The sequence below is a fragment of the Streptococcus oralis genome (assembly GCF_019334565.1).
Classification (GTDB): Bacteria; Bacillota; Bacilli; order Lactobacillales; family Streptococcaceae; genus Streptococcus; species Streptococcus oralis_CR.
The window spans coordinates 97744-115644 of the sequence record NZ_CP079724.1 but is presented as its reverse complement, the minus strand read 5'-3'; the positions used below and the strand labels follow the sequence as shown (position 1 = coordinate 115644).

Genomic DNA, 17901 nt, shown 5'->3' with positions numbered 1-17901 from the left:
GTATCTATGATTTATCTCTTTTTAGACCTGATTGGCTAAAATCCACATCATTCAAAAAAGCGAATTTCAATTGAAATTCGCTTTTTTTTACAAAGTGATTAGTATAAATTTTGTATCTTAGTTCAAGTGCCAGATATCTTCGTTGTACTGAGCGATTGTACGGTCAGATGAGAAGAATCCTGCTTTAGCAATGTTAACGATGACTTTATCCAACCATGCGTCACGGTTTTCGTAGTCAGCAAGCATTTGCTCTTTGACTTTGATGTAGTCTTCCAAGTCAAGGAGAGTCATGAACCAGTCTTTGTTGATCAATTCGTTGTAAAGACGTTCCAAGCGTTCTTTCTTACCTACTGCAAGAACTGCGTCGCTCACGATGAAGTCAACCAATGGTTTGATAGCTTCACGAGCATAGAATTCGCTTGATTTGTAAGCTTCTTTTGCGTAAAGGTCGATAACAGTTTCTGAATCTTCACCGAAGATGTAGATGTTTTCGTCTCCAACCAACTCAGCGATTTCCACGTTAGCTCCGTCCATAGTACCAAGAGTCAAAGCTCCGTTCAACATGAATTTCATGTTACCAGTACCTGAAGCTTCTTTAGAAGCAAGTGAGATTTGTTCTGAGATGTCACATGCTGGGATGAGGAAGCTTGCTGCAGTAACGTTGTAGTTTTCAACCATTACGACTTGCAAGTGTGGAGCTACAGCTGGGTCGTTAGCAATCACTTCTGACAAGCAAAGAATCAAGTGAATGATGTCTTGGGCAATTGTGTAGGCAGGAGCCGCTTTACCACCAAAGAAGACTGTGATTGGACGAGCAGGGATGTTACCAGCCTTGATATCAAGGTATTTGTGGATCACATACAAAGCGTTCATTTGTTGGCGTTTGTACTCGTGAAGACGTTTGATCTGGATATCAAAGATAGAGTTTGTATTGATTTCCACACCTTGGTGTTCTTTCAAGTGACGAGCCAATTTACGTTTGTTGTGAGCCTTGATGCTTTCCAATTTTTCTTTAACAGCAGCCTTGTCTTCGTATGACAAGAGTTTTTCAAGCTCATCTGCTTCATGGTGCCAACCATGTCCAAGAATCTCATCCAAGTAGTGAGACAAGCTTGGGTTAGCATGCATGAGCCAACGACGGAATGTGATACCGTTTGTTTTGTTGTTGAATTTTTCTGGGTAGATGTCGTAGAAAGCTTTCAACTCTGAGTTCTTCAAGATTTCAGTGTGAAGAGCTGCAACCCCGTTAACGCTGTATCCGTAGTGGATATCCATGTGAGCCATGTGGACACGTCCACTCTCATCGATGATTTGAACAGCTGGGTCTTTGTATTCTGCTTTCACACGACGGTCCAATTCTTCGATGATTGGTACCAAGTGAGGAACCACTTCTTGCAAAAATTCAAGAGGCCATTTTTCAAGGGCTTCAGCAAGGATTGTGTGGTTAGTGTAGGCAGTCATGCTACGTACGATTGAGATTGCTTCATCAAGTTCGATACCACGCGCAGTCAAAAGACGAATCAATTCAGGAATCACCATTGATGGGTGAGTATCATTGATTTGTACAACTGCATAGTCCGCAAGGTCATGCAAGTTGCTTCCTTTTTCGATTGCTTCGTCGATGATCAATTGTGCACCGTTTGAAACCATGAAGTATTGTTGGAAGATACGGAGCAATTCACCTTGCTTGTCGCTGTCATCTGGGTAAAGGAAGAGAGTCAAGTTGCGAGCGATATCTGTCTTGTCAAAGTTGATACCATCTTCGATGATAGAAGAATCAACTGAATCCAAGTCAAACAAACGTAAGCGGTTTTTAGTAGCTGTCTTGTAACCAGGAACATCAATATCGTAAAGAGTTGATGTCAAGGTAAAGTGTGCAAATGGCACTTGGTAGCTACGGCTTGAGCGAACCAACCAGTTTTGCTCTGTCAACCAAGCGTTAGGAATTGTTTCTTGTTGGTTGTTTTTAAGAACTTGTTGGAAAAGACCGAAGTGGTAGTTCAAACCAACACCGTCACCATTCAAACCAAGTGTAGCGATTGAGTCGATAAAGCAGGCTGCCAAACGTCCCAAACCACCGTTACCAAGTGATGGTTCCAATTCGACTTCTTCAATTTCAATCAACTCTTTACCTGCAGCAGCAAGTTCTTTTTTCACATCGTCGTAAAGACCAAGGTTAATCAAGTTGTTTGACAAGAGTTTACCGATCAAGAACTCAGCTGAGATGTAGTAAACTTTTTTCTTACCAGTGTTGACTGGTTTTTGACTGCTAGCAAGCTTGCTGTAGTTGAGAAGAGCAAGGTAAAGCTCTTCATTGCTACATTCTGCAATGGTTTTATTGTAACGTTTTTGTACAAATTCGTTTAATGGTAACATGTTTATGTGTCTCCTGATATTGTCTTATTTCTTTAATTCTACCAAATTTTCATTGATTCGGCGATAAATTGTAGTCAAGTCAAGCAAAGTTTCTTCAACAGCTGGTGTGAGTTGGTCTGCTGTCATACGCCATGACCAGTTTCCACCAAGAGTAGATGGGAAGTTCATACGAGCTGACTCATCTAGTTCTAGCAAGTCTTGCATGGTTGCAATAGCCATGAAGCTAACTGATGAAAAGACTGTGCGAAGCATTGCGTGTGGTACTGTTTCATACTCTTTACGGTTCGTGTAACGAGCCATGTATTCACGAGTTGGATCGTCAATCTCATTACGGTACCAACCAAGAACTGTATTGTTATCATGTGTTCCTGTGTACATAACAGAGTTGGCAGGTGCCAAGTGTGGGCTATCGATACTTTCGTCTTCTGGATTGAAGGCGAATTGAAGAATCTTCATTCCTGGGAAGCCAGTACGCTCACGCAACTCGATGACTTCATCTGTCATGAAACCAAGGTCTTCTGCGATGATGTTTAGCTCACCAAGGTCCTTCTTAACGGCTGCGAAGAGTTTGTACCCTGGACCTTTCACCCATTTACCAGGTGCTGCTGTATCGGAACCAGCAGGAATTTCCCAGTAAGATTCGAAACCGCGGAAGTGGTCGATACGAACGATATCGTAGATTTTGAAGCTTTCACGCAAGCGTTCAATCCACCATTTGTAACCGTCTTTGTCCATTGCTTCCCAGTCATAGATTGGGTTCCCCCAAAGCTGACCAGTGGCAGAAAACTCATCTGGTGGGCATCCTGCGATGCAAGTTGCTTTACCATTGGCATCTGTCTTGAAGAGATGTGGATTTGCCCACATGTCGCTTGAATCTTCCGCTACATAGATAGGCATGTCCCCAACGATTTCGATGTGGTTGTCGTTAGCGTAAGCTTTCAATTTCAACCATTGTTGGAAGAAGAAGTATTGAGTCACACGGTGGTAAACCAACTTGTCTGCCAATTTCTCACGGTAGCTTTCAAGCGCTGAAGCTTTACGAGCACGAGCGTCTGCATCTGGCCATTCTGTCCAAGCAAGATTGTCAAAATGCTCTTTGATCGCTATATACTCAGCGAAGAGTTCAAGCCATGATTGGTTGTCTTTAGCAAACTTCTCAAAATCTTTGACATTTCCCACTTCCAAGAAGCGTTTAACTGCTTTTTCTAAAAGCGGACGACGTGCATAATAAATCTTCGCATAATCAACTTCAGATGCATCGCTACCAAAGTCAACACCTTCAAGGTCACTAGCTTCGAGCAAGCCTTGCTCTACTAAGATATCAAGGTCGATAAAATGCGTATTTCCAGCAAAGGCCGAGAATGATTGGTATGGAGAATCTCCATAGCTTGTTGTCCCAAGAGGAAGGATTTGCCAGTAACGTTGCTTGGTACGAACCAAGAAATCAACGAAATCATAGGCAGTCTGCCCAAATGATCCAATCCCGTATGCTCCTGGCAGAGAAGAGATGTGCATCAACACACCACTTTGACGTTTTTTCATAATAGCACCTCATGTGTTTGTTATAAAACGTTGCGCAATTAAGGCGCAAACGTTTGCGTTAATTTAAGTATAACGCATTTCAAAAACAAATGCAAGCGTTTTTAAAATTTTTTTTGAATTATTTTAATCAAACAAAACTTGTTCCCACTGATATTTTATGAAATAAGCGAAAAAAATTTTAAAGATTTTCTGATTTAAGATAATTCATTCTCAATATCTGCTCTATTTTCTGAAAAACCGAGCCGAATTTACGCAATCGTTTTCCTAATATATTTTCAATTCAAAAAAACAAACATTTTAAGTTCTTTCCTATATATGGGCTTTAACAAATGTTTGAAACCTTAAAATTTTTTTAAAAATTTTTCTAAAAAAGCTTGCAACCGTTTTCTATTTGTGCTATACTAAGTTCGTAAAAGAAAACGTTTGCGTTTTCTCATTAAATTATTTTTGTTATTCTTTAGGAGGAATACACTATGTCATCTAAATTCATGAAGAGCGCTGCTGTGCTCGGAACTGCTACTCTTGCTAGCTTACTTTTGGTAGCTTGCGGAAGCAAAACTGCTGATAAAGCAGCTGATACTAGCTCATCTGAAGCAAAAGAAATCACTTTCTACGTTGAAGACCAATACAAAGCCTACGCTGAAAAAGTTGCTGCAGCTTATGAAAAAGAATCAGGTACAAAAGTTAACATCAAATCAGGTGACCAACTTGGTGGACTTGACAAACTTTCTCTTGACAACCAATCAGGTCAAGCTGCTGACGTTATGATGGCACCATACGACCGCGTAGGTAGCCTTGGTACTGACGGACAACTTTCAGAAGTTACTTTGAGCGATGGTGCAAAAACAGATGATAAGACTAAATCTCTTGTAACAGCTGCTGACGGTAAAGTTTACGGTGCTCCTGCCGTTATTGAGTCACTTGTTATGTACTACAACAAAGACTTGCTAAAAGAAGCTCCAAAAACTTTTGCTGAATTAGAAGAACTTGCTAAAAACAGCAAATACGCTTTCGCTGGTGAAGATGGCAAAACTACTGCCTTCCTAGCTGACTGGACAAACTTCTACTACGCATATGGACTTCTTGCTGGTAACGGTGGTTACGTATTCGGACAAAACGGTAAAGACGCTAAAGACATCGGTCTTGCAAACGACGGTTCTATCACTGGTGTCAACTACGCTAAATCTTGGTATGAAAAATGGCCTAAAGGTATGCAAGATACTGAAGGTGCTGCAAACTTGATCCAAACTCAATTCCAAGAAGGTAAAACAGCTGCTATCATCGACGGTCCTTGGAAAGCTCAAGCATTCAAAGATGCTAAAGTAAACTACGGTGTTGCTACTATTCCAACTCTTCCAAATGGTAAAGAATACACACCATTCGGTGGTGGTAAAGCTTGGATCATCCCATCAAGCACTAAGAACCTTGAAGCTGCACAAAAATTTGTAGACTTCCTTGTTTCAACTGAACAACAAAAAGCATTCTACGATGCAACTAACGAAATCCCAGCTAACACTGAAGCTCGTTCATACGCTGAAGGTAAAAACGATGAGTTGACAACAGCTGTTATCAAACAGTTCAAGAACGCTCAACCAATGCCAAACATTTCTCAAATGTCAGCAGTTTGGGATCCAGCTAAAACTATGCTCTTTGATGCTGTAAGTGGTAAAAAAGATGCTAAGACAGCTGCTAACGATGCTGTAACATTGATCAAAGAAACAATCAAACAAAAATTTGGTGAATAATTGAATTCGTTACAAGGGGGGAGAATACAAATCCCCCTTTGATTTTATAAATTTACGAATGATTGCAGTTGCCTATCTAGTGATTGGAGACAAACTTCAATCTCGTATCCTATGAAAGGAGTATTCATGGAAAACCAACAACCTAGCAAAGCAGCCTTGCTTTCAGTGATTCCTGGGTTAGGACAGATTTACAATAAACAAAAGGCAAAAGGTTTTATCTTCCTTGGTGTAACTATCGTATTTGTTCTTTATTTCCTAGCACTTGCAGCCCCTGAATTGCACAATTTGATCACTCTTGGTGACAAGCCAGGTCGTGATAATTCCCTCTTTATGCTGATTCGTGGTGCCTTCCATTTAATCTTTGTAGTCGTTTATGTGCTCTTTTATTTCTCAAATATTAAAGATGCACATACAATCGCAAAACGTATTAACAATGGAATTCCTGTCCCACGTACTTTTAAAGACATGATCAAAGGTATTTATGAGAATGGTTTCCCTTACCTCTTGATCATCCCATCTTACGTCGCTATGACATTTGCGATTATCTTCCCAGTTATCGTAACCTTGATGATTGCCTTTACCAACTATGACTTCCAACACTTGCCACCAAACAAATTGTTGGACTGGGTTGGTTTGACTAACTTTACAAACATCTGGAGCTTAAGTACCTTCCGTTCAGCCTTCGGTGCGGTTCTTTCTTGGACCATCATCTGGGCCTTGTCTGCTTCTACTTTGCAGATTGTGATTGGTATCTTCACCGCTATCATTGCTAACCAACCATTTATCAAAGGAAAACGTATCTTTGGTGTTATTTTCCTTCTTCCTTGGGCTGTTCCAGCCTTCATCACTATCTTGACATTCTCAAACATGTTTAACGATAGTGTCGGAGCGATCAACACTCAAGTATTGCCTATCTTGGCTAAGGTCCTTCCTTTCCTTGACGGTGCTCTTATCCCTTGGAAAACAGACCCAACTTGGACCAAGATTGCCTTGATTATGATGCAAGGTTGGCTAGGATTCCCATACATCTACGTTTTGACTTTGGGTATCTTGCAGTCAATTCCTAACGACCTCTACGAAGCGGCTTATATCGATGGTGCCAATGCTTGGCAAAAATTCCGCAACATCACTTTCCCTATGATTTTGGCTGTTGCAGCACCAACATTGATCAGCCAATACACCTTCAACTTTAACAACTTCTCTATCATGTACCTCTTCAACGGCGGAGGTCCTGGTAGCGTTGGTGGTGGAGCCGGTTCAACTGATATCTTGATCTCATGGATTTATCGTTTGACAACAGGTACATCTCCTCAATACTCTATGGCGGCAGCTGTTACCTTGATCATCTCTATCATTGTCATCTCTATCTCTATGATCGCATTCAAGAAACTACACGCATTTGATATGGAGGACGTCTAAGATGAATAACTCAATCAAACTCAAACGTAGACTGACTCAAACCCTCACTTACCTCTACTTGATTGGTCTTTCAATCGTGATTATCTATCCACTTTTGATTACTATTATGTCAGCCTTCAAGACTGGTAACGTCGTAGCTTTTAAACTAGATGCTAACGTCGACTTTAGCTTTGCCAACTTCCAAGGGCTCTTCACTGAAACCTTGTACGGCACTTGGTACCTCAACACTTTGATTATCGCCTTGATTACCATGGCTGTTCAAACAAGTATCATCGTACTTGCTGGTTATGCCTACAGCCGTTACAACTTCTTGGCTCGTAAACAAAGTTTGGTCTTCTTCTTGATCATCCAAATGGTGCCAACTATGGCCGCTTTGACAGCCTTCTTCGTTATGGCCCTTATGTTGAATGCCCTTAACCATAGCTGGTTCCTCATCTTCCTATATGTCGGTGGTGGTATCCCAATGAACGCTTGGTTGATGAAAGGCTACTTCGACACAGTACCGATGTCTCTTGATGAATCAGCAAAGCTAGATGGTGCAGGACACTTCCGTCGCTTCTGGCAAATTGTTCTCCCTCTTGTTCGGCCAATGGTTGCAGTACAAGCGCTCTGGGCCTTCATGGGACCTTTCGGAGACTATATCCTCTCTAGTTTCTTGCTTCGTGAGAAAGAATACTTTACAGTTGCCGTTGGTCTACAGACCTTTGTCAGCAATGTGAAAAACTTGAAGATTGCCTACTTCTCAGCAGGTGCTATCCTCATCGCCCTTCCAATCTGTATTCTCTTCTTCTTCCTACAAAAGAACTTTGTTTCAGGACTTACAAGTGGTGGCGACAAGGGATAATCTATCCCCGCCACCCTTTTTCATTTTGATCTTGTTTCTAAAGTTGAAAGATTAGACACAAGACCGCAAATAGTAGCAAAATCAGCTTTTCAGTAAGCAATTTATCTACTAGACTTGAAATAAAGCACATTTCTCTATATAATAATACTCATATAGAAAACACCTTTTAGAAAGATACAAATGCTTCCATATCCATTTTCATATTTTTCAAGTATTTGGGGATTTCGTAAGCCCCTGTCAAAACGTTTTGGACTCAACTGGTTTCAACTCCTCTTTACTAGCATTTTCCTCATCAGCTTGTCTATGATTCCAATTGCCATCCAAAACAGCTCACAGGAAACGTATCCACTGGATACCTTTATCGATAATGTCTACACACCCCTGACAGATGAAGCAATCATGGATTTGTCGGAGAATGCGCAGATAGTAGATGGAAAACTGAGCTATGCTGGAACTAAAAATCAGCAAGCTTCTCTTCTGATTGGTCCAAGTCCAAGTACGGAATTGCCAAAGGATTTGCAACTTCATTTTGATACTGAAGAACTCATCATCAGCAAGGAAAGCAAGGAACTGACCCGCATTCGCTACCACGCCATTCAAACGGAGAGTTTCCAGAGTAAGGAAGCTTTAACCCAGGCTATTTCTAAAGACTGGTATCAACAGAACCGTGTCTATATCAGTCTCTTTCTCGTCCTTGGTGCTAGCTTCCTCTTTGGATTGAATTTCTTCATTGTCTCTCTTGGAGCTAGTCTTCTCCTTTATATCACCAAAAAATCACGCCTCTTTTCATTTAGGAGCTTTAAAGAGTGCTACCATTTTATCTTGAACTGTTTAGGATTACCAACTTTGATTACGCTTGTTTTGGGACTTTTTGGTCAAAATATGACAACCCTTATCACTGTACAAAACATTCTTTTTGTTCTTTATCTGGTCACCATCTTTTATAAAACACATTACCGCGATCCAGATTATCATAAATAGGAGATTTTTATGCCCGTTACGATTAAAGATGTGGCCAAGGCTGCAGGTGTCTCACCTTCAACTGTAACCCGCGTTATTCAAAACAAATCAACGATTAGTGATGAAACCAAAAAACGAGTTCGCAAGGCAATGAAGGAACTCAACTACCATCCCAATCTCAATGCTCGTAGCTTGGTAAGTAGCTATACTCAGGTTATCGGCTTGGTGCTCCCTGATGACTCGGATGCCTTTTACCAAAATCCTTTCTTCCCATCTGTCCTTCGTGGTATCGCCCAAGTCGCGTCTGAAAACCACTACGCTATTCAGATTGCAACAGGAAAAGATGAGAAAGAACGTCTTAATGCGATTTCTCAGATGGTTTATGGCAAGCGTGTTGACGGTTTGATTTTCCTCTACGCTAAGGAAGAGGATCCTCTGGTCAAACTAGTAGCCGATGAGCAGTTCCCTTTCCTCATTCTCGGAAAATCTACTTCACCCTTTATCCCTCTTGTTGATAATGACAATGTACAGGCGGGCTTTGATGCGACAGAGTATTTCATCAAAAAAGGATGCAAACGAATTGCCTTCATCGGGGGGACAAAGCGACTCTTCGTAACGCAAGATCGTCTAACTGGCTATGAGTCCGCACTCAAACAACACCAACTTCCGATTGATACCAACTTAACCTACTTTGCAACCGAATTTCTAGAAGAAAAAGGGTATCAATTCAGTGAACTCCTGTTCAATCACGATCCACAGATTGACGCTATTATCACAACCGATAGTCTCCTTGCAGAAGGGGTTTGTGACTACATCAGTAAGCATCAGCTAAAAGTTCCTGTCTTGAGTTTCGACTCTGTCAATCCTCGACTTGATCTTGTAGCTTATGTGGATATCAATAGTCTGGAACTTGGGCGCGTTTCCTTTGAAACCATTCTCCAGATCATCAACGATGCTAAAAACAATAAACAGATTTGTTACCGCCAGTTGATTGGACACAAAATTATCGAAAAATAAAGACCAGCCCCGAATAATTCAAATATCGCCCTATAAGTTAAGTGAAGAAAATCTAACTTATAGGGCGATATTTGAATATTGAAAGACATATATAAAATTATACTACTAAAAATCATTCCCAAGCTGATAATTGATATAAACACTCTAATTATGAACATTATTTTTAACGGGCATTGTGAAGTTATGGTATAATTAGTTATATCAATTTTTGAGAGGCAAATTATGACAAACGATGTGATTCAAAAGGTTAGAATTGATAGTCTCGATGTTGAGAATCCTTTTTTTAATTCTTTAAGAGCTGACTATCCCGGATTCAATTCATGGCTTAGTAGAAAAGGCGGAGAAGACGCCTATGTTTTGGTGGATAACAATCAATTACTGGGCTTTTTGTATCTTAAAGATGAAAAGGAAGCTGATGACAGTATTACTCCTTCTTTTGATATTCGACGCCGTTTGAAAATTGGAACCTTTAAAATTAATTCTCATGGCACTGTTCTTGGACAGCGTTTCTTAAGCATTATCTTAAGAAAAATGTTGAATGATGGTCATGATTTTACTTATGTTACTCTGTTTCCTAGGCAGACAGGTTTAATTAATCTTTTTGAGAAATTCGGTTTTCGTCAATGGGGAACAAAGAATAATGGAGAGTTAGTTTATTTTAAAGACCTGACTATCTTTAATGATAGTTATCAAAACTTTCCAAGAATTAATTTGAAAACAAATTCCCAAAAACATTTACTTGGAATTTGGCCTGATTTTCATACAAAATTATTTCCAGATTCCAGATTGACTACGGAGCGTAAACACATTGTTGAAGACCTATCATTTACAAATACAAGTGAAAAAATTTACTTATGTAATATGCGAGCTGTTTTGAATATGTTGCCAGGAGATTTAGTAACTATTTATCGAACAAAGGATAATAATCGGGCAGAATATTCTTCAGTTGCGACTTCGATTTGTACGGTAGTAGAAGTTATAGATATATCTGACTTCGAGTCATTAAATGATTTTCTTAAATATTGTGAGAAAGGTTCTATCTTTACGCAAAGAGAATTATCTGCTTTTTGGGAAAACAAACGATATCCGTACATTATTAAGATGTTATATAACGCCCCTCTGCAAAGACGGATTATTAGAAAAGAATTGATTAATCAGGTCGGATTGAATAGAGATGATTACTTTGGTTATTTGGCTTTAACAGATAATCAATTTTGCAAAATTTTAAGAATGGGTGAAATAAATGAAAGCTTTATTATCAATTAAGCCAGAGTTTGTAGAAGAAATTATAGAAGGGAGGAAAAAGTTCGAGTATCGAAAAAAGGTTTTTAAGCGTCCAGATGTTTCTTCAATCGTAGTTTATGCAACGAAGCCATACGGTAAAGTAGTTGGAGAATTCGAAATTGAAACTATTTTAGAAGAAAATATAGATAAACTATGGAATGATACCAAACATCTATCTGGTATTTCTGAGGAATTTTTCTATGAATACTTTAAAGATAGAGATAGCGGTTTTGCTATTCAGATTAAAATGTTTAAAGAGTACAAAAAACATCTTGATTTATCAGAATTTGATTCCACAATAAAAGCGGCGCCTCAATCTTTTTGTTATATAGGGAGGTATTAGTTTGAAATATATTTTATTAGTGGGCGTTCATGGAGTTGGTAAAACCACTTTGTTAGAGAATCTGAAAAAGGATGTGCAATTTGTTGCTTTATCAATCAGTAATTTAATTCGTCAGGCAGGAAATAAAATACAGTCATCCGATAAGTTCACAAAAAATATTGCTAACAATCAAGAACTGTGGAAACAAGAATTAGCGAACTATCCATTTAATGATAATGATGTTGTGATATTGGATGGACATTTTACCCTTTTGAATCATTCGAAGGAAATAGTCGAATTGCCTTTTTCTACTTTTGATGGCTTGGAAATCAGTAAAATTATATTGAAGAAAGAGCATCCTGTAATTATTCGAGAGAGATTAGAGAAAAGGGATAATCAGTACTGGGAACAAGAATTGATTGAATCTTTTCAAGATAGTGAGGAGAATCAAGCTTTGGAATTCTCTCGTTTAAAAAATATCCCCATTTTTATTTATGATAGTGATTTAAAATTAGGAGAACTCAAAAATCTATTAAATGTCTAGAGATAAATTTTGAAATATGAACAGCACCCCATAAGTTAAACAAAAATCTAACTTATGGGGTGCTGTCTTTTCATGTCTAATTGTCTGTTTCTACAAATCGTCCTAGGATGTGGACATTTTCGGATACAGAGACAAAGGCTGTCGGATCGACCTGTTTCATGATGTGTTTAAAATCATTAAACTCTGCTCGTGTGATAACCGTAATCAAGACTGCTTTTCTCTCATGATTATAGGTTCCTTCTGCATCGTGGATCATGGTTGCTCCGCGGTGCAATTTTTTATGGATTTTTGCGATTACCTTATCAGGATTATTGGTCACAATCATGGCCTGCATTCGTTTTTGCTTGGTAAAGACCGCGTCTGTCACACGACTGGAGACAAAGATGGTAATCATGGAGTAAAGAGCGTATTTCCAACCAAAGGTCAAACCTGCTATCAGCATAATCGTCCCATTCACTAAGAAAGAAATACTACCGACATTTCTCCCTGTTTTCTTTCGAATGGTCAGACTAACGATATCTGTACCTCCGCTAGAAATATTGTTACGGAGCGCAAAACCAATCCCCAAGCCCATGACAACACCCCCAAAAAGGGCATTGATGATGGGATCCTCTGTCAGGGTCACAACTGGCACAAGCTGGATAAAGAGGGAACTCATGGATACTGTGATAAAGGTAAAGATTGTAAACTTATGCCCTATCTGATACCAAGCCAAAATCATCAACGGAAAATTGATAGCATAAAAGGTTAGCGATATCGGAACGTAAAAACCAAACCAGTGATTACTCAAAGCAGAGATAATCTGTGCTAGACCCGTCGCACCACTGGAGTAAACGTGTCCTGGTTGAAAAAAGAAATTGACTGCTACTGCTGACAAAAAGCCATAAACCAGAGAAGCCGAGACTTTCTCATCATATTTTTCCCGAGAGATACTTTGTAAAACTCGTAAGATTTTTATCTGATAAGCAAAGCGGCGCAGATAGTAGCGCCACCGCTTAATTTGTTTTGCTTGTTTCATCTTCTTCTACTTGTAAGCTGAGTTCCTCTAGTTGTTTGAGAGCGACTGTTGATGGAGCTTGTGTCATTGGGTCGGTTGCCTTGTTATTCTTAGGGAAGGCAATGACTTCACGGATATTTTCTTCTCCTGCTAAGAGCATTACAAATCGGTCAAGTCCGATAGCCAAACCACCGTGTGGTGGGAAACCATAGTCCATAGCCTCAAGAAGGAAACCAAACTGGTCATTGGCTTCTTCAGCTGAGAAACCAAGAGCCTTAAACATGCGTTCTTGAAGGTCTTTTTGGTTGATACGAAGACTACCACCACCAAGCTCATAGCCGTTCAAGACGATATCGTAAGCAATGGCACGAACCTTAGCCAAATCACCTTCTAATTCGTGAGCTGTTTCTTCCTGTGGAAGGGTAAATGGATGGTGGGCGCTCATGTAGCGGCCTTCTTCTTCAGACCATTCAAACATTGGCCAATCAACCACCCAAAGGAAGTTGAACTTATCGTTATCAATCAAACCAAGCTCTTTGGCAATACGGCCACGAAGGGCACCTAGTGTTGCATTCGCCACTTCAAGCGTATCCGCCACAAAGAGAACCAAATCCTTGTCTTCAAGAGCAAGTGCTGCAGTCAAGTCTGCTTGAATCCCAGTTAAGAACTTGGCAACCGGTCCATTTAATTCTCCATCAACTACCTTGACCCAAGCAAGACCTTTGGCACCGTACTGTTTGGCTACTTCGGTCATCTTGTCGATGTCTTTACGTGAGTAGTTGTCCGCAGCCCCTTTGACCACAATGGCTTTAACGGCAGGTGCTTCTGAGAAGACTTTGAAATCAACACCCTTGACAACTTCTGTCAAGTCCTGAAGCAACATGTCAAAACGGGTATCAGGTTTGTCAGAACCGTAAAGAGCCATCGCATCATCGTATTTCATACGAGGAAATGGAAGCGTTACTTCGATACCTTTTGTTTCTTTCATCACGCGCGCAATCAATCCTTCTGTAATATCTTGGATTTCTTGCTCCGTAAGGAAGGATGTTTCCAAGTCGACCTGGGTAAACTCAGGCTGACGATCACCACGCAAGTCCTCGTCACGGAAACATTTAACGATTTGGTAGTAACGGTCAAACCCAGCATTCATCAAAAGCTGTTTCGTGATTTGTGGGCTCTGAGGAAGAGCGTAGAAATGCCCTTTATTGACACGAGATGGCACCAAATAGTCACGCGCCCCTTCTGGCGTTGATTTAGAAAGGAATGGCGTCTCCACATCGATAAACTCCAACTCATCCAAGTAGTTACGGATAGAGTGGGTCACCTTGGCACGAAGCTTAAGGTTTTCTAGCATTTCTGGACGACGAAGGTCAAGGTAACGGTAACGCAAACGTGTATCGTCATTGGCCTCAATCCCATCTTTAATCTCAAAAGGCGTTGTTTTAGCTGTGTTAAGCACTGTCAAAGCTGTCACGTTCAACTCAACCGCACCAGTTGGCAATTTATCATTTGCCTGTTCACGCGCAGCGACTTGTCCAGTCACCTCGATGACAAATTCGCTACGAAGGCTTTCAGCTGTTGCCATAACTTCTGCTGAAACTTTTTCAGGGTTGATAACCAACTGCATGATCCCTTCACGGTCACGAAGGTCGATAAAGATCAAACCACCCAGGTCACGACGACGGCCAACCCATCCTTTCAAGGTCATTTCTTGTCCGATGTGTTCCTCACGAACACGACCAGCATACATACTACGTTTCATGTTTTCTCTCCTCTTTTATTCTGTTACTATTTTACCATAAAAGCGCAGGCTCTTCATGAAAATCAGCAGAAAAGTTTGATTGACTTTAGGAATCAAAACAAACAAACAAAAAATCCGATGAAAACGTCATCGGATTCTCTGATTATGATTCTTAATCTTTTTTACGCTTTTCAGCAATCTCAGCTGCCTTTTTAGGTAGAACAATCTCCGTCGCATAGGCCGTCGCAAAGCGCATGATTCCTGCAATAGGTGCAAAAATCACTGCTAGATTGTTGTAGAAGAAATCGCCTTTAAAGGCATAGGCAAGCCCCCCGATAATAAAGAAGAGAACGACTGCCTGTATCACTGCTAATAAAATTACTCGTTTCATGTGACCTCCTGATTCTATTATAGCATGAGTATCATCAAAAAGCCGATTAAATTATTCAAAGCGTGGAGAGAAATGCTGTAAAGAAGACCTTTTCGGCTCACATAAGCCAGACCCAAACTCAATCCCAGACTAGCATAAACTAAAAACTGTTGCAAAGTCCCTGGAAAATGAATCAAGGCAAAAAGGACACTCGATACAAGGAGAAACAGAGCTGTCTGTTTGCTGTTGTTCTGCTTAGGAAAGAGATAGCGCGCCAGCATCCCTCTAAAGATGAGTTCTTCCGTCAAAGGAGCAAAGACCACTACCATAAAGAAACCAAAGACAGGCTGAGTAACTGTCAATTGTGATACGATTTGTTGATTGACCGACGGATCATCTGGCAAAAAGAACTGGGCTGTAATCGCCACTAGCAAAACCAGAGTTGGCAACCAAATATAACGATTAAAAGCTGTTGTCTGGATGCTAACCTTTTCTGTCCGATACCATCTGTAAACTCCATAAACATAGGCCCCTGACAGGGCGATATAAAGTGGTAAGACTCCAAAGATTGAAGCCCCTAGGTCAAGCGCTGATAAAGCCATACTCTGAACCAGACCATAGCCAAAGTAAAAGGATAGAATGGCTAGAAGAAACCAGCCAAGATTTTTAAGTAAGTTCATATGGGCCTCCTATTGAAATGAAGACTTAGCATTGTTATTTACATCATCTTGATAAAAATGTGGAATACAGTCGCAACTAAAAGGGATAATAAGCGAATTCCTCTTGCAAAAATAGAAACGGTAGTAATAGTTTTATAAAGATATTTTGGAGCAAGCAAGAGCAATGTTAATCCTAGGAAAAAGAGGGTCAGGATGTATTCCTGACCAGCTTATCTGTCATTAAAATCCTAGTTTTTCAAAGATTTCTGAGAAGTTTTGGCTAATAGCATCAAGCGACATTTGCACTTCTTCTCGTGTTTGGTTGTTCTTGACTGTCACTTGTCCGCTTTCAACTTCACTCTCGCCTAGCGTGATGAGAGTCTTAGCTGCAAAGACATCGGCGGACTTGAACTGAGCTTTGAGTTTACGGTTGAGGTAATCACGCTCTGCTTTGAATCCTTGTTGGCGAAGGGCTTGTACCAACTCCAAGGCCTTAACATTTGCTCCTTCACCCAAAACTGCGATATAAACATCTAGAGCGTTCTCTATAGGAAGGGCCACACCTTGCTTTTCAAGAATGAGAAGCAGGCGCTCTACACCAAGTCCAAAACCAAATCCAGCAGTCTCAGGACCACCAAAATAGGCAACTAAGCCATCATAGCGACCACCCGCACAGACTGTCAATTCATTGCCCTCGATTTCAGTGATGAACTCGAAAATTGTGTGGTTGTAGTAGTCCAGACCACGCACCATATTGGTATCAATGATGTAGTCTACACCCAGATTTTCCAACATCTGACGCACAGCATCAAAGTGAGCTTGGCTTTCTTCATCAAGGAAATCCAAGATAGACGGCGCATTCTCCACTGCCACCTTGTCTTCTTTTTCCTTAGAGTCCAAGACACGAAGAGGATTTTCCTCCAAGCGACGTTGGCTATCCTTAGACAAGGTCTCCTTGAGCGGTGTCAAATAGTCGATCAAGGCTTGACGATAGGCCGCACGGCTCTCAGGATTTCCGAGAGTGTTGAGGTGTAATTTGACACCTTGGATGCCGATTTCTTTCAAGAAATGAGCTGCCATAGCGATGGTTTCCACATCGGTAGCTGGATTGCTAGAGCCAAAGCACTCGACACCAATCTGGTGAAATTGGCGTAAACGCCCTGCCTGTGGACGCTCATAACGGAACATAGGGCCCATGTAATAGAACTTACTTGGCTTTTGCACTTCTGGTGCGAAGAGTTTATTTTCCACATAAGAGCGAACAACGGGCGCAGTTCCTTCTGGACGGAGGGTAATATGGCGGTCACCCTTGTCATAAAAATCGTACATTTCCTTGGTCACGATATCGGTCGTATCTCCGACAGAGCGGCTGATGACCTCGTAATGCTCAAAAATAGGCGTGCGCACTTCTGCATAGTTATAACGCTTGAAAATTTCACGGGCAAAGCCCTCAACATACTGCCATTTAGCAGACTCAGCAGGTAAAATATCCTGCGTTCCTTTTGGTTTTTGTAATTTCATAGGGAATCCTCTTTAAACTTAATAGTCTTATTTTACCATAAATAAAGGGATTAAAACAGTGAGAGTAGAAAATCTCAAGAGAGTCTTTTTCAGAAAATTCATCAAAAACTTGCCAAATTGTCAGAATTATGAGAAAATAGAGGATATTTATCACGTGGAGGGACTGTTATGAGAGACGATATCAAAATCAATGACCGCGCTTTGGCCTTACAAGACCAAATTATCGAAAAACTAGAGAAGGTTTTTGATACAGATGTAGAATTGGATGTTTACAATCTAGGGTTGATTTATGAAATTAATCTGGATGAAACAGGTCTCTGCAAGATTGTCATGACCTTTACCGACACTGCCTGCGATTGCGCCGAAAGCTTGCCTATCGAAATCGTCGCAGGTCTCAAACAAATCGAGGGTATCGAGGACGTCAAAGTTGAAGTCACCTGGTCACCCGCTTGGAAGATTACACGAATCAGTCGCTACGGCCGTATTGCCCTTGGACTACCACCTCGTTAAGCAGGCAAATCACTTTTGAAGATAAAAAGAAGCAAGCCGAAGTTGGCTTG

At 40.6% G+C, this 17901-nt stretch carries 16 protein-coding genes; 9 read left to right on the top strand and 7 right to left on the bottom strand.

Annotated features, from left to right (window positions below):
* Nucleotides 1-117 precede the first annotated feature (117 nt).
* Both glgP and malQ read right to left on the bottom strand, forming a co-directional pair.
* The gene (gene glgP, locus KX728_RS00580) at nucleotides 118-2376 is read right to left on the bottom strand and encodes a glycogen/starch/alpha-glucan family phosphorylase (protein ID WP_215805149.1); all 2259 of its coding nucleotides are present in this window, start codon (nucleotides 2374-2376) and stop codon (nucleotides 118-120) included.
* Nucleotides 2377-2400: 24 nt separating this feature from the next.
* Nucleotides 2401-3918 carry a 4-alpha-glucanotransferase gene (gene malQ, locus KX728_RS00575; RefSeq protein WP_215805148.1) on the bottom strand — a complete coding sequence of 506 codons (1518 nt, stop codon included), beginning with the start codon at nucleotides 3916-3918 and terminating at the stop codon, nucleotides 2401-2403.
* 473 nt (nucleotides 3919-4391) lie between these two features.
* Here malQ and KX728_RS00570 point away from each other — a divergent pair, with 473 nt between their 5' ends.
* The 8 genes from KX728_RS00570 to KX728_RS00535 all read left to right on the top strand — a co-directional run bounded on the left by KX728_RS00570 (nucleotide 4392) and on the right by KX728_RS00535 (nucleotide 12053).
* Nucleotides 4392-5663 (top strand): extracellular solute-binding protein, encoded by a 1272-nt coding sequence (locus KX728_RS00570; protein WP_000095463.1) that lies wholly within the window; start codon nucleotides 4392-4394, stop codon nucleotides 5661-5663.
* A gap of 126 nt (nucleotides 5664-5789) precedes the next feature.
* The gene (locus KX728_RS00565) at nucleotides 5790-7082 is read left to right on the top strand and encodes a carbohydrate ABC transporter permease (protein ID WP_000431414.1); all 1293 of its coding nucleotides are present in this window, start codon (nucleotides 5790-5792) and stop codon (nucleotides 7080-7082) included.
* 1 nt (nucleotide 7083) lies between these two features.
* A complete protein-coding gene (locus KX728_RS00560; protein ID WP_001065654.1) occupies nucleotides 7084-7926 on the top strand; it encodes a sugar ABC transporter permease in 843 nt (280 codons plus the stop codon).
* A 180-nt stretch (nucleotides 7927-8106) separates the two neighbouring features.
* Nucleotides 8107-8907, top strand: coding sequence for a DUF1189 domain-containing protein (locus KX728_RS00555; protein ID WP_084942594.1), 801 nt, complete (start codon nucleotides 8107-8109; stop codon nucleotides 8905-8907).
* Nucleotides 8908-8916: 9 nt separating this feature from the next.
* Nucleotides 8917-9903 (top strand): LacI family DNA-binding transcriptional regulator, encoded by a 987-nt coding sequence (locus tag KX728_RS00550; protein ID WP_215805147.1) that lies wholly within the window; start codon nucleotides 8917-8919, stop codon nucleotides 9901-9903.
* Between the two features lie 222 nt (nucleotides 9904-10125).
* Nucleotides 10126-11169, top strand: coding sequence for a hypothetical protein (locus tag KX728_RS00545; RefSeq protein WP_215805146.1), 1044 nt, complete (start codon nucleotides 10126-10128; stop codon nucleotides 11167-11169).
* On the top strand, nucleotides 11147-11530 hold the full coding sequence (locus KX728_RS00540) for an ASCH domain-containing protein (protein ID WP_000645808.1): 384 nt from the start codon (nucleotides 11147-11149) through the stop codon (nucleotides 11528-11530). Before KX728_RS00545 ends, KX728_RS00540 begins: the two co-directional genes overlap by 23 nt.
* A gap of 1 nt (nucleotide 11531) precedes the next feature.
* Nucleotides 11532-12053, top strand: a complete 522-nt coding sequence (locus tag KX728_RS00535) for an ATP-binding protein (RefSeq protein WP_000875131.1) — start codon at nucleotides 11532-11534, stop codon at nucleotides 12051-12053.
* A 76-nt stretch (nucleotides 12054-12129) separates the two neighbouring features.
* On the opposite strand, the gene KX728_RS00530 is transcribed toward KX728_RS00535, so the two are convergent.
* The 5 genes from KX728_RS00530 to hisS all read right to left on the bottom strand — a co-directional run bounded on the left by KX728_RS00530 (nucleotide 12130) and on the right by hisS (nucleotide 17341).
* Entirely contained in the window at nucleotides 12130-13071 is a 942-nt protein-coding gene (locus KX728_RS00530; protein ID WP_215805145.1) for a YitT family protein, read from the bottom strand.
* Nucleotides 13049-14812: an aspartate--tRNA ligase gene (gene aspS, locus KX728_RS00525; RefSeq protein ID WP_215805144.1), complete on the bottom strand. Its 1764-nt coding sequence runs from the start codon at nucleotides 14810-14812 to the stop codon at nucleotides 13049-13051. The genes KX728_RS00530 and aspS overlap by 23 nt, the downstream gene beginning before the upstream one ends.
* A 151-nt stretch (nucleotides 14813-14963) precedes the next feature.
* Nucleotides 14964-15182 carry a hypothetical protein gene (locus KX728_RS00520; protein ID WP_215805143.1) on the bottom strand — a complete coding sequence of 73 codons (219 nt, stop codon included), beginning with the start codon at nucleotides 15180-15182 and terminating at the stop codon, nucleotides 14964-14966.
* Between the two features lie 17 nt (nucleotides 15183-15199).
* On the bottom strand, nucleotides 15200-15841 hold the full coding sequence (locus KX728_RS00515; RefSeq protein ID WP_215805142.1) for a CPBP family intramembrane glutamic endopeptidase: 642 nt from the start codon (nucleotides 15839-15841) through the stop codon (nucleotides 15200-15202).
* A gap of 219 nt (nucleotides 15842-16060) precedes the next feature.
* A complete protein-coding gene (hisS, locus tag KX728_RS00510; protein WP_215805141.1) occupies nucleotides 16061-17341 on the bottom strand; it encodes a histidine--tRNA ligase in 1281 nt (426 codons plus the stop codon).
* Nucleotides 17342-17509: 168 nt separating this feature from the next.
* Between hisS and KX728_RS00505 the strand changes: the two genes are divergently transcribed.
* Nucleotides 17510-17851 (top strand): metal-sulfur cluster assembly factor, encoded by a 342-nt coding sequence (locus KX728_RS00505; RefSeq protein WP_001204052.1) that lies wholly within the window; start codon nucleotides 17510-17512, stop codon nucleotides 17849-17851.
* Nucleotides 17852-17901 lie beyond the last annotated feature (50 nt).

Bases quoted from the DNA above. Each gene is read 5' to 3' on its own strand.
- glgP (WP_215805149.1), bottom strand. From the start codon at position 2,376: ATGTTACCATTAAACGAATTTGTACAAAAACGTTACAATAAAACCATT.
- malQ (WP_215805148.1), bottom strand. From the start codon at position 3,918: ATGAAAAAACGTCAAAGTGGTGTGTTGATGCACATCTCTTCTCTGCCA.
- KX728_RS00570 (WP_000095463.1), top strand. From the start codon at position 4,392: ATGTCATCTAAATTCATGAAGAGCGCTGCTGTGCTCGGAACTGCTACT.
- KX728_RS00565 (WP_000431414.1), top strand. From the start codon at position 5,790: ATGGAAAACCAACAACCTAGCAAAGCAGCCTTGCTTTCAGTGATTCCT.
- KX728_RS00560 (WP_001065654.1), top strand. From the start codon at position 7,084: ATGAATAACTCAATCAAACTCAAACGTAGACTGACTCAAACCCTCACT.
- KX728_RS00555 (WP_084942594.1), top strand. From the start codon at position 8,107: ATGCTTCCATATCCATTTTCATATTTTTCAAGTATTTGGGGATTTCGT.
- KX728_RS00550 (WP_215805147.1), top strand. From the start codon at position 8,917: ATGCCCGTTACGATTAAAGATGTGGCCAAGGCTGCAGGTGTCTCACCT.
- KX728_RS00545 (WP_215805146.1), top strand. From the start codon at position 10,126: ATGACAAACGATGTGATTCAAAAGGTTAGAATTGATAGTCTCGATGTT.
- KX728_RS00540 (WP_000645808.1), top strand. From the start codon at position 11,147: ATGAAAGCTTTATTATCAATTAAGCCAGAGTTTGTAGAAGAAATTATA.
- KX728_RS00530 (WP_215805145.1), bottom strand. From the start codon at position 13,071: ATGAAACAAGCAAAACAAATTAAGCGGTGGCGCTACTATCTGCGCCGC.
- aspS (WP_215805144.1), bottom strand. From the start codon at position 14,812: ATGAAACGTAGTATGTATGCTGGTCGTGTTCGTGAGGAACACATCGGA.
- KX728_RS00520 (WP_215805143.1), bottom strand. From the start codon at position 15,182: ATGAAACGAGTAATTTTATTAGCAGTGATACAGGCAGTCGTTCTCTTC.
- KX728_RS00515 (WP_215805142.1), bottom strand. From the start codon at position 15,841: ATGAACTTACTTAAAAATCTTGGCTGGTTTCTTCTAGCCATTCTATCC.
- hisS (WP_215805141.1), bottom strand. From the start codon at position 17,341: ATGAAATTACAAAAACCAAAAGGAACGCAGGATATTTTACCTGCTGAG.
- KX728_RS00505 (WP_001204052.1), top strand. From the start codon at position 17,510: ATGAGAGACGATATCAAAATCAATGACCGCGCTTTGGCCTTACAAGAC.